Below are 11,196 nucleotides of genomic sequence, written 5' to 3'. Positions count from 1 at the left end.
GCCCGCCGCACCGGCACCGGGAGCGGACCCCGCACGCACCCCGGGCGAGCCGGCCGGCGCCACCGACCCCACGGCCGCGCCGCCGAAGAGCACGGCGGGCACAGGCGAGCCCGGGACGAGCACATCAGAGCCTGGAACCGCGGGGACACCAGGCACGCCGAGTCCTGAGAACGACGGCCGCCCCGGTGCGCCGACATCCGCAGGGGCCGCACGGCCCGGTACACCGGCGTCCCCAGGGAGCATGCCGCCCGGCACCTCAGCGTCCACAGGGGACATACCTCCCGGTACGTCCGAATCCTCCACCGGAGCCCCGGAACAAAGCCCAACGTCAGGCCCGCCGGAGCCGGCTACCCCTGCGACGGGTCCTGCGGCTTCACCGCGTTCCACAAGCGGTCGCGGCGAGCGCCCACGCAGATCGATGGCCAACGTACGAGCCATCCGCCCTCCCGGCGCTCTCCCGTCCCGCCCCCAGAACGACGCCCCGGCCGAGAGCGCCGAGCAGTCGGCAGTGAACCCTGAGCAGGGGGACGCCGACCCACAGGACGTCGCGCCCGGATCAGCGGCACCCTCGCCCGATCAGGCCCCCGCGGCCGATTCGGGACCGGCGACGGATCCAGGACCCGCGGCCGACCCAGGACCGGCCGCCGATCCAGAACCGACGGCCGATCAGGAACGCTCGCCGGCCGACCGTCCCGATGCATTCGCTCAGGAACGACCGGCACCTCAATCCGAAGACCACCACTCCGAGGGACCGGCTTCATCCACAGGCCGGCCGTCTCCCGACCAGTTGTCCACAGGTTCGGACCGGCCAGCCCCAGAACCCCGCTCGCCAGAGCAGACTTCACCCGCGAGCCCCCGCAGGCGCAGGATGGTCGATCCACGCTCCATCCGACCGCCAGGGCGGCTCGGTCCTGACGACACAAGGGAGTCCGAGGAGGAGTCGTGACCGAGGCGGTGCCCTCCTACCTGTCACCCACCGGGCAAGAGATCGTCTTCTTGCTGCTGGGCGCGGTAGCGGTCGGATCGGCGCTGCTCGTTGTCACGACCAGGCAACTGGTTCACGCCGCCCTATGGCTCGTGGTCTGCTTCGGTGCGCTGGCCGGCGGTTACCTCGTGCTGACGGCGGAGTTCGTGGCGTGGGTCCAGGTCCTGATCTACGTCGGCGCGGTGGTCGTGCTGATGTTGTTCGGCATCATGCTGACCCGCGCTCCCATCGGCCCCTCGGAGGATCTCGACAGCGGCAACCGACCGGTCGCCGCCGTGGTGGCGGTGGCGACGGCGGCGCTCCTGGTCACCGTGGTGATCGACGGCTTCCGCACCGCCTACACGCCGCTGCGTCCTGGCAAGGGAGCCGCCCAAGAACTGGGCGCCAGCGTGTTCGCCACCTGGGTGCTGCCTTTCGAGGCGCTGTCCGTGCTGCTGCTCGCCGCGCTGATCGGCGCGATCGTGTTGTCCCGCACCGACATCCCCGGCGGCGCCCCAGCCCAGCAGACGAGCGATCCACCCTCCGGCCCACCGGGCACCACCCCGTCCTCGGGCGCCACCACATCGTCGGGCACCGTCCCGTCGCCGGGTGCCACCGCGTCGCCGGGCGCCCCCCACTCCCCGGGCGGCCCCGAGACCGTCCAGCCTCCGGCCGAGCCCGCAAACGTCCAGCCCCAGGCTCAGCCTGAGGACACATCGCCGTCCGACCGGACCACGAGCAGCACGCCACCCGAGCAGACCGGGGGTCATTAGTGCACATCGTCTACCCGGCGGTCGTCTCCGCGCTCCTCTTCTCCGTCGGCGTCTACGGCGTGCTCGCCCGGCGCAACACGATCCTGGTGCTGATGTCGGTCGAGCTGATGCTCAACGCCGTCAACCTCAACCTGGTCGCGTTCGACGTGTGGCTGGGCGACCGCCTGCACAGCGGTCAGGTGCTCACCCTCTTCGTCATCGTCATCGCCGCCGCGGAGGTGGGCCTGGGCCTGGCCATCATCCTGGCGCTCTACCGCAACCGCCGCACCGTCGACATCGACCGCCTCCGCGACCTCGCCGAGCCGGCCGACGCCCCGCGGGGGGTGCCGAGCACGCTCACCGTCGGCGGCTCGCAGTCCCCGCCGAGCACGCTCACGGACAAGGGCGCCCTCCGTACGGCACCGACCACCTCCACCGACCCGGTCACCGCGAACGACCCGCATTCCGGCGCCGGTGAGAAGCCCGTCAAGCGAGGGGGCAGGCGATGACGACCTTCCCGCTGCTGGCCGTACTCCTGCCCTTCCTGGGCGCGTTCGCGGGCCTGCTGCTGCCCCGCCTCGTCCACAGGCGCGGCCCGGCGGCCGGACCGAGCGGAGCGGCGGGCGCGCCGGTCAACACCAGGGCGGCCTGGATCGCCGTCCTGCCCACGGCCGCCTCCACCGTCCTCGCCGTCTGGCTGGCCTGGGGCCCGGGGTTCGCCTTCCTCAACGGCGAAGGCGCGTCGTCCCCCACCGGCCGGACGTACGGCACGATCGTCACCGGCGGCGTGCCGATCTCGCTCACCCTGCAGGCCGACGACCTGTCAGGCGTTCTCGGCGTCCTGGTGACCCTGGTCGCCCTGGCCGTACAGATCTACTCGATCGGCTACCTCAGGGACGACCCGCGCTACCCCTCCTACAGCGCGTTCATCAGCCTGTTCACCAGCGCGATGCTGCTGGTCGTGTACGCGGGCGACCTCCTGGTCCTCTACGTGGGCTGGGAGATCATGGGCCTGTGCTCCTACCTGCTCATCGGCCACTGGTGGGAGGACCGCGGCAATTCGCGCGCCGCGGTCAAGGCGTTCCTCGTGACCCGCCTGGGCGATGTCGGGTTCCTCTTCGGCATCTTCGTGCTGGGCATGGCGGCGGGCAGTTTCCGTGTCGCCGACGTGCTGGCGAAGGTGCCGGAGATGTCGCCGGCGACCCTGGTGACGGCCACGATGCTGCTGCTGGCCGGGGTGGCGGGCAAGAGCGCCCAGATGCCGTTGCACACCTGGCTGCCCGACGCGATGGCCGGTCCGACGCCGATCAGCGCCCTCATCCACGCCGCCACCATGGTCGCCGCGGGGATCTTCATCGTGGCCCGGCTCTTCCCCGCGTTCCTGGCCGCCCGGCCCACACTCGACGTGCTGGCCGTCGTCGCCGCGCTGGGCATGCTGGGGGCCGCGCTGGCCGCGCTGGCGCAGGACGACCTGAAACGGGTGCTGGCCTACTCCACGGTCAGCCAGCTCGCCTACATGGCGGGCGGGCTCGCCGCGGGCTCCGACACGTCGGCCGTCTTCCACCTGGTGACGCACGGGGCGTTCAAGGCGCTGCTGTTCCTCTGCGCGGGCGTGGTCATCCACCACGTCGGCTCCAACCTGATGTCGCAGATGGGCGGTCTGCGCCGGGAGTTGCCGGTCACGTTCGTGGCGATGACGATCGGGTTCGCCGCCCTGATGGGCCTCCCGCCGGCCAGCGGCTTCTTCAGCAAGGACAGCCTGCTCGTGGCGATGGACGGCGCGCTCACGACCGGCGGCCTCACCGACGCGGCCGCCCTGCTCCTGTACGCGTGCGCGCTCGCGACCGTGGCCGTCACCGGCGCCTACGCCACTAGGGCCTGGCTGCGTACGTTCTTCGGCGAGGCGACACCCGTCGCGCTGCCCGAGCCGGAGCCCGGCACCGCCCACGTCGTCCACGGCCGTGAGGCCCCGCGTTCGATGCTCGTGCCCGTCGCCCTGCTCGCCGTTCCCGCCCTGCTGCTGGGCTTCGCGGTCGAGCCGCACCTCGCGCTCGGTGTGGCGGCCACCAGCGTCGTGCTCGCCCTCCTCGGGGCGGGGGTGGTCTACGCGTTCTGGCGCATCGACCCCGCCGCCGACCCGGCCCGTCTGCTGGGGCCGTTCCGGGTGCCGTGCGAGCGGGCGTTCTACGTCGACGACCTCTACGCGGCGCTCCTCGTACGCCCGGTCATGGCGCTGGCCAGGCTCGTGGTCAGCATCGACGACCACGTCGTGGACGGCGCGGTGCGCGGATCGGGCAGGTCGGCGCGCGGCCTGTCGGGGGCGCTGAGACTCGCCCAGAACGGCAACGTCCAGCTCTACGTGAGCGGGCTGCTGGCGGGTGTCCTGCTGATCGTGGTCGGGGCGGTGGTGTTCGCATGATGGGCTGGCTTCCCGTCGCGCTCCTGGCGGTGCCACTGCTCGGCGCGCTCCTGCTGCTCCTCGCGCCGCACGCGCTGCGTCCCCACCTGCGCGCGTACGGGCTGGTCCTGTCCGGCGTGACGCTGGCGCTGGCCGTGCTCATGGTGGCGGCGTTCGACTACGGCGGGGCGGCGCGTGCGCAGTTCGAGGTCGACCAGCCGTGGATCGCCGGGCTGGGGCTCCGCTTCCACCTCGGCGTCGACGGGATCTCGCTGCCGCTGGTCGCGCTGACGGCACTGCTGACGTTCCTGTGCTTCGTCTACCTGTGCTGGGGCCGCGAGCGGGCCGGCGAGCAGCTCATGAAGGCGCGGCCGAGAGCGCTCGTGTTCACGCTGCTCGTGCTCGAAGTAGGCATGATCGGTACATTCCTCGCCCTCGACCTGCTGCTCTTCTTCGTCTTCTTCGAGATCGTGCTCTTCCCGATGTACTTCCTGATCGCCATCTGGGGCGGCGAGGGGCGCAGGGCGGCGGCGGTCAAGTTCATCCTGTACACCCTGCTCGGCTCGGTCGTGATGCTGCTCGGCCTGCTGCTGGTGTGGGCGCAGGCCGGCACGCTCGACATCGAGGCGCTGGCCGCGTCCCACGGCGCCGGCATGGCGAGGTCCGTGCAGATCCTGGCGTTCGTGGCGATCGGGGTGGGCCTGGCGGTGAAAACGCCCATGTGGCCCCTGCACACGTGGCTGCCCGACGCCCACACCGAGGCCCCGACGGTGGGCTCGGTGCTGCTCGCCGGGGTGCTGCTCAAGATGGGCACGTACGGCTTCGCCAGGATCGCCATCCCGATCCTCCCCGAGGGGGCCGCGGCCGTGGCGCCGTGGCTCGGCGCGCTCGCCGTCGTCGGCATCGTCTACGGCGCCCTGGCCTGCCTGGCGCAGCGCGACCTCAAACGCATGATCGCCTACTCCTCCGTCGGCCACATGGGCTTCGTCCTGCTGGGCTTCGCCACGTTGACCCCCGTGGGCGTCAACGGCGCCCTCTTCGCCAACGTCGCCCACGGCCTCATCACCGGCCTGCTGTTCTTCCTGGCCGGAGCGGTCAAGGACCGCCACCACACCGCCGACATGCCCTCGCTGGGCGGCGGCATGCTGGCCACGCTGCCCCGCCTGGGGGCGTTGCTGACGTTCGCGTCGATCGCCTCGCTCGGGCTGCCGGGGCTGGCCGGGTTCTGGGGAGAGATGCTGGCGCTGTTCGGAGCCTTCCAGCCGGCGAATGTCCTGCCGCGCCCGCTGTTCCTCACCTACATGGTGATCGGCGGCCTGGGGGCGGTGCTGACGGCCGCGTACTTCCTCGTCATGTTGTCCCGCGTCACCCACGGCCGCCCGCAGCGCCCGGCCCGTCCGGCGGCGCGGGTGCTCCAGAAGGTGGGCGGCCCTCCACCGGCGGCCCCGGACGACGTGAGCGGCCCGCCACCGGCGCTTCCGGACGACGAGGCCGGCCCGCAACCGGCGGACGTGGGCGGCGCTCCACCGGCGGTCCCGGGCGAGGCCGGGCGCCCGCCGGATGACGTCCGCACCCACGAGCTGCTGGCGTGGACGCCGCTCGTCGTGCTGATCCTGCTCTTCGGGCTCTGGCCGGGCCTCCTGCTGTCGCTCACCACCCCCGCCGTGCTCACCCTGCTGGGAGTCGCCTCGTGATCCAGCAGATCGACTACTTCGTCATCGCACCCCCGCTGGCGCTCGCGCTGACGGCCGGCCTGGTGCTGCTGCTCGACGCGTTCCTCCCGGCCCGCCCGCGCACGCGCGGCGCGCTGGGGCTCGTCACGCTGGCGGGCGTGCTGGTGTCGCTGGGGTTCGTGGCCGCCCAGGCGGCCGGGGGCGGCCCGCCGCGCTCGACGTTCTGCGTCCCGCCCGGTCTCGCGGACCCGGCGACGGCGCAGTGCTCGTACGTGGCCGACCGGTTCACGCTGGTGTTCGCGGGCATGGTGCTCGTCGCGGCCGTGGTCGTCGTGCTGCTGTCGATGACGGAGCTGGCCGGCGGCGGCATCCCGGTGGGTGAGTGGTATTTCCTGCTGCTGTGTACGTTCGTCGGCGCGGTCACCCTGCCCGCGTCCCGTGACCTGATCATGCTCGTGGTGGCGCTGGAGCTGGTGTCGCTCCCGGTCTTCGCGCTCACCGCGCTCAAACGGTACGACGGCCGCTCCTCCGAGGCCGCGGTGAAGTTGTTCGTCGTGTCGGTGGTGTCGACCGCCGTCATGTTGTTCGGCGTCTCCCTGCTGTACGGCATCGCGGGCACCGTCTTCCTGTCCCGCCTGGAGGCGGTGTTCGGCGGCCGGGCCGTGGCGCCGGGCGTGGCGCTCGTCCAGGGCGACCTGCCCGCGGTCGGCACGGTCGGCGTCGTCCTCGTCGTGGCGGGCTTCGCCTTCAAGATCGCCGCTGTGCCGTTCCACGCCTGGGCGGCCGACGTCTACCAGGGTGCGCCCGTGCCCGTCGCCGCGCTGCTGTCGGTCGTCTCCAAGGCGGCCGGGTTCGCGGGGCTGATCCTCGTACTCGTGGCCGCGCTGTCCGGGCAGGCGGCCACGTGGATCCCGATCGTCGCGGTGCTCGCCGCGCTGACCATGACCGCGGGCAACCTGCTCGCGCTGCGTCAGCGTTCGGCCGTACGCCTGCTCGCCTGGTCGTCGGTGGCGCAGTCCGGCTACATCCTGGCGCCGCTGGCCGTGACGGTCACCGCCGACGGCGTCACCGCGGTCGGCGCGTCCATGGCCTACCTCGTGATCTACGCCGCCATGAACCTGGGCGCGTTCGCGGTCGTCATGCTCGTCTCGAAGACCACCACCCGCAACGAGCTCGACGACTACCGCGGCCTGGTGTTCCGCCGTCCCGTCGCCGGGCTCGCGCTGGCGTTCTGCCTGATCTGCCTGGCGGGGCTGCCGCCGGGGCTGGCCGGGCTGTTCGCGAAGGTGTTCGTCTTCCGGGAGCTCGTCGAGGGCGGCTCCGGCTGGCTGGCGCTGGTCATGGCGGCCAACACCGTGATCGGCCTCTACTACTACACAGTCTGGACGGCACGGCTGTTCGCACCCGCCGCGGAGCGGGAGCCCGCGCCCCGGCGCACGTTCCCGGCCACGGGGTCGGCCATCGGGCTCGCCGTCGCCGTCGCCGTGCTGTTCTCGGTCGCTCCGCAGCTGGTTCTCGACGTGACCGCCCTGTCCGCGTTCGGCTGAGACGTCACTGCACGCAGGGGAAAGGTCGCGCTCTGCCTCCGGTTGAGCACACCGGGGAACGAAGCACCGGGTCATCATCGTTGGACTGAGGTGAACCCAGGCACGAAAGGGGGAGCCTTGCACCACAACGGTCTACGCACCGCCGTTCTTCTCGGCGGGTTGTCGGCGTTCCTTGTGGCGGTGGGCGCGTGGTTGGGCGGCGGCACCGGTGCGCAGATGGCGCTGATGCTCGCCCTGGCGACCAACGGCGTCGCCTACTTCTTCTCCGACCGCATCGCCCTGTCGGCCATGCGCGCCCGTCCGGTCGGTGAGGTCGAGCACCCGATGCTCTACCGGATCGTGCGCGAGCTGTCGACCGAGGCCCGGCAGCCGATGCCGCGCCTGTACATCTCGCCGACGGTGCAGCCCAACGCCTTCGCGACGGGCAGGAGCCCGCGCAAGGCGGCGGTGTGCGTGACGTACGGCCTGACCAAGCTGCTCGATGAGGCCGAGCTGCGCGGGGTGATCGGGCACGAGCTGTCACACGTCTACAACCGGGACATCCTCGTCTCCTCGGTGGCCGGTGCGCTGGCCACGATGATCACCTGGCTCAGCTACGTCGCGGTGTTCTTCGGCGGGTCGGATGACGACGAGGGGCCGGGCTTCGTCGGCGCGCTGCTCATGATGGTGCTCGGGCCGGTCGCGGCCGGGATGGTTCAGATGGCGATCTCCCGCGCCAGGGAGTTCCAGGCCGACGAGTCGGGCGCACGGCTCACCGGCGACCCGCTCGCGCTGGCCTCGGCGCTGCGCAAGATCGAGCTGGGCGCCCGCCGCCTCCCGCTCCCGGAGAACAGCCGCCTCACCTCGGCCTCCCACATGATGATCGCCAACCCGTTCAGCGGCTCCGGCTTCGGCCGTCTGTTCTCCACCCACCCGCCCACTTCCGAGAGGGTTGCCCGGCTCGAGCGCATGGCCGGATATCGTCGTTGACGATGGGCCGATTTCCACGCTTGACGAAAGCGGAACGCAAACTCTGGAACGCCTTCCCCACGGGCCGGCTCGTCGAGCTGGCCCCGGTCGAGATAGGCGCCGGCCGTACGGCAGGGGCCAACGCGCCCACCGACGGCCACACCTGGGGCCCCGACCGTACGATCCGGGCCGAGGTGATCACCCGGTTGCTGCTCGGCGCCCATGAAGGGGGCGGGGGCGCCGCGCCGGCCGTACGCCTGCGCGGCGCCAGGATCACCGGCCGGCTGTCGATCGTCGGCGGTACGATCCCGTACGAACTCGTCCTGAGCGGCTGCCACCTGGATCAACCCATCCAGCTCACCGGCTCCACCACCCGCACAGTCCGCCTGACCGACTGCCACTTTCCCGGCCTCAGCGGCGGCGGCATGCGGGTCGCCGGCCATCTCAGCCTCTCGGGCTCCCACGTCACCGGCACCGTCCGCGTGAGCCGGGCCCAGTTCGAGAGCGGCCTGTGGCTGGGCGGCACCAAGGTGGTGTCCGACGACGGCGAGTATGCGCTCAACGCGAACTCCATCGTCGTCGACTCTGGCATGTACATCCGCAACGCCGACCTCACCGGCGGCGTCGGCCTGGTCGGTTCGCGGCTGAACGGGGGGTTCTTCCTCGACGGCGCCACCCTCCGCAATCCCGGCAAAGAGGCCCTGACCGCCGACAACATGGTCGTCGAGGACAGCATGCGCTGCTCCGGTGGATTCCAGGCATCCGGCTGCGTACGGTTACGCGGCGCCCGCATCAACGGCACGCTCGCGTTAGGCGGCGCCTTCAACAGCCCCGACACCCGCTACGCCCTCCACGCCAGCCACATGGAGGTGCGCGAGTTGTCACTCACGCCGTCGGAGCCCATCGACGGCGTCGTCACCCTCGCCCACACCCGGGTCGGCACCCTGCACGACAACCCCGACACCTGGCCCGACAAGCTCCGGCTCAACGGCCTCACGTACGACCGCCTGCGCGGCTCGGGCGTGGCCCGGCGCATCGAATGGGTCACCCGCGACCCGGAGGGATTCCGGCCGCAGCCGTACGAACAGCTGGCCGCCTGGTACATCAGCGACGGCAACGAAGCCCTCGCCCGCCGCGCCCAGCTCGCCAAACTGCGGGCCAGGCGGCAGACGCAGGGGCTCGGCGGCCGGATCTGGGGACGGCTGCTCGACGTTGCGGTCGGCTACGGCTACCGTCCGTGGCTGGCCGGCATGTGGTTCACGCTCCTGCTGGCCGCCGGAACGGTCGTCTTCGCACTCAACCCGCCAAGAGCCCTCAAACCCGACGAGAGCCCAGATTTCAACTCATTCGCGTACAGCTTCGACCTGCTGCTCCCGATCCCCGCGTTCGGGCAACGGGAGATGTTCGACCCGGGGGGATGGACGCAGTGGCTCGCGTACGGGCTGATCGTGTGCGGCTGGATCCTCGCCACGGCGCTGATCGCGGGCGCTACGCGGGTCCTCCGTCCGCAGTGATCTTCCGCAGGATCTCGGCGAGGTTCTCGGGAAAGAAGACCTCGCGGGTGCTCTCGAGCTCCGCCACGCTCCACCACCGGTAGGCGATCGTCGTGTCCTTCTCGATCTGCTCCATGTGCTCGAACGACACCGCCGCGCCGGGCCCGACCCTGATCGCGAAGAACGTCTGATCCTGCGTGATGGCGTAGTCGGACCACTCGAACTCGATCACGCTGGACGCGTACGGTCCGGTGAACTCCTGCGCAGCCGCCCGGAGCCCGACCTCCTCGAACAACTCCCGCGCCGCCGCCTCCTGCAACGTCTCGCCACCCTCGGCGGCCCCGCCGATCGTGAACCAGAACGGCTGATCCGGGCGCGCGGGATCAAAACCATGAAGCAGCAGTACGCGGTCGCGATCGTCGATGGGCAGAGCACGTGCCGTGAAACGGCGCAGGGGGATCTTCGTCACGACAAACGAGCATAGGCGGGCCGGCCCCGAGGCACAGGAGGGACCGCGCCGCCTCGTACGAGAACGCCGCACCCCGCCGTGTGCCCCGGTGCCTCTGCCGTGTGCCTTCGTACGCCCCGGTGCACCGTAATGCGCTTCGGTGCGCCTCGGTGTGCTGCGATGCGCCGTGATGCCCGCGACGCCCCGGTATGCCCTCCGCCGCCACCGGCACCGCCGCACTTCCACGCCCGCGACGCAGCATCCACACGCACGACGCAGTTTCCACGCCCGCGACGCAGCTTCCACGCACACCCGCGAACCAGCCTCCACGTTCGCGAACTAGCGATAGTTCACGAACTGCAGGGCGATGTCCAGATCCTTACCCTTGAGCAGCGCGATGACGTCCTGAAGGTCATCCTTCTTCTTCGAGCTGACCCGAAGCTCCTCACCCTGGATCTGCGCCTTGACCCCCTTGGGACCCTCGTCGCGGATCATCTTGGAGATCTTCTTCGCGTTCTCCTGGTCGATGCCCTCCTTCAGGCTGACCAGCATGCGGTACTCCTTGCCCGACAGCTTGGGCTCACCCGCATCAAGAATCTTCAGCGACAGGCCCCGCTTGACCACCTTCTCCTTGAACACGTCGAGTGCGGCGTTCGCCCGCTCCTCGCTGTTCGCCTTGATCTCGATGTTCTCCTGCCCGGACCAGCTGATGCTCGCCCCGGTGCCCTTGAAGTCGAAGCGGTGCCCGATCTCCTTGACCGTCTGGTTCAGAGCGTTGTCGACCTCCTGCCGGTCGATCTTGCTGACGATGTCGAACGACGAATCAGCCAAAACACCCATCCTCTCAACTGCGGAAAGCACTCACCGGATCCCGCCGGTACGGCGTACGCCACGGCACGGACCCAGCGCATGAGCCTAGCCAGCATCGGCCCGCCGTGCAGGCCCCCAGCCCTTACCCCCACCACGCCCCTTC

General features: G+C 71.0%; 9 protein-coding genes. 7 read left to right on the top strand and 2 right to left on the bottom strand.

Annotated features, from left to right (window positions below):
* Positions 1–942 precede the first annotated feature (942 nt).
* The 7 genes from E1295_RS44605 (at position 943) to E1295_RS44575 (ending at position 9,796) form a co-directional block, all read left to right on the top strand.
* Positions 943–1,737 (top strand): NADH-quinone oxidoreductase subunit J, encoded by a 795-nt coding sequence (locus E1295_RS44605; protein WP_166427722.1) that lies wholly within the window; start codon positions 943–945, stop codon positions 1,735–1,737.
* A complete protein-coding gene (nuoK, locus tag E1295_RS52750; RefSeq protein ID WP_132640879.1) occupies positions 1,737–2,225 on the top strand; it encodes an NADH-quinone oxidoreductase subunit NuoK in 489 nt (162 codons plus the stop codon). Before E1295_RS44605 ends, nuoK begins: the two co-directional genes overlap by 1 nt.
* Positions 2,222–4,135 (top strand): NADH-quinone oxidoreductase subunit 5 family protein, encoded by a 1,914-nt coding sequence (locus tag E1295_RS44595; RefSeq protein ID WP_132640877.1) that lies wholly within the window; start codon positions 2,222–2,224, stop codon positions 4,133–4,135. Before nuoK ends, E1295_RS44595 begins: the two co-directional genes overlap by 4 nt.
* Positions 4,132–5,808, top strand: coding sequence for a complex I subunit 4 family protein (locus E1295_RS44590; protein WP_425465403.1), 1,677 nt, complete (start codon positions 4,132–4,134; stop codon positions 5,806–5,808). The genes E1295_RS44595 and E1295_RS44590 overlap by 4 nt, the downstream gene beginning before the upstream one ends.
* Positions 5,805–7,334: an NADH-quinone oxidoreductase subunit N gene (locus tag E1295_RS44585; protein WP_132640875.1), complete on the top strand. Its 1,530-nt coding sequence runs from the start codon at positions 5,805–5,807 to the stop codon at positions 7,332–7,334. Before E1295_RS44590 ends, E1295_RS44585 begins: the two co-directional genes overlap by 4 nt.
* Before the next feature lie 117 nt (positions 7,335–7,451).
* On the top strand, positions 7,452–8,303 hold the full coding sequence (htpX, locus tag E1295_RS44580; protein ID WP_132640873.1) for a zinc metalloprotease HtpX: 852 nt from the start codon (positions 7,452–7,454) through the stop codon (positions 8,301–8,303).
* A 20-nt stretch (positions 8,304–8,323) separates the two neighbouring features.
* Entirely contained in the window at positions 8,324–9,796 is a 1,473-nt protein-coding gene (locus E1295_RS44575; protein ID WP_246081145.1) for a hypothetical protein, read from the top strand.
* Here the strand turns inward: E1295_RS44575 and E1295_RS49860 are convergent.
* Complete coding sequence (locus E1295_RS49860) at positions 9,771–10,244, bottom strand: NUDIX hydrolase (protein WP_181958145.1); 474 nt, start codon at positions 10,242–10,244, stop codon at positions 9,771–9,773. The genes E1295_RS44575 and E1295_RS49860 overlap by 26 nt on opposite strands.
* A 318-nt stretch (positions 10,245–10,562) precedes the next feature.
* On the bottom strand, positions 10,563–11,063 hold the full coding sequence (locus E1295_RS44565) for a YajQ family cyclic di-GMP-binding protein (protein ID WP_220449210.1): 501 nt from the start codon (positions 11,061–11,063) through the stop codon (positions 10,563–10,565).
* Positions 11,064–11,196 lie beyond the last annotated feature (133 nt).

This window comes from Nonomuraea mesophila (assembly GCF_004352805.1).
Taxonomy (GTDB): Bacteria; Actinomycetota; Actinomycetes; order Streptosporangiales; family Streptosporangiaceae; genus Nonomuraea; species Nonomuraea longispora.
Note: the sequence above shows the minus strand (reverse complement) of the source record. Positions and strands in the feature narration are given on the sequence as shown.

Bases quoted from the DNA above. Each gene is read 5' to 3' on its own strand.
- E1295_RS44595 (WP_132640877.1), top strand. From the start codon at position 2,222: ATGACGACCTTCCCGCTGCTGGCCGTACTCCTGCCCTTCCTGGGCGCG.
- E1295_RS44590 (WP_425465403.1), top strand. From the start codon at position 4,132: ATGATGGGCTGGCTTCCCGTCGCGCTCCTGGCGGTGCCACTGCTCGGC.
- E1295_RS44565 (WP_220449210.1), bottom strand. From the start codon at position 11,063: ATGGGTGTTTTGGCTGATTCGTCGTTCGACATCGTCAGCAAGATCGAC.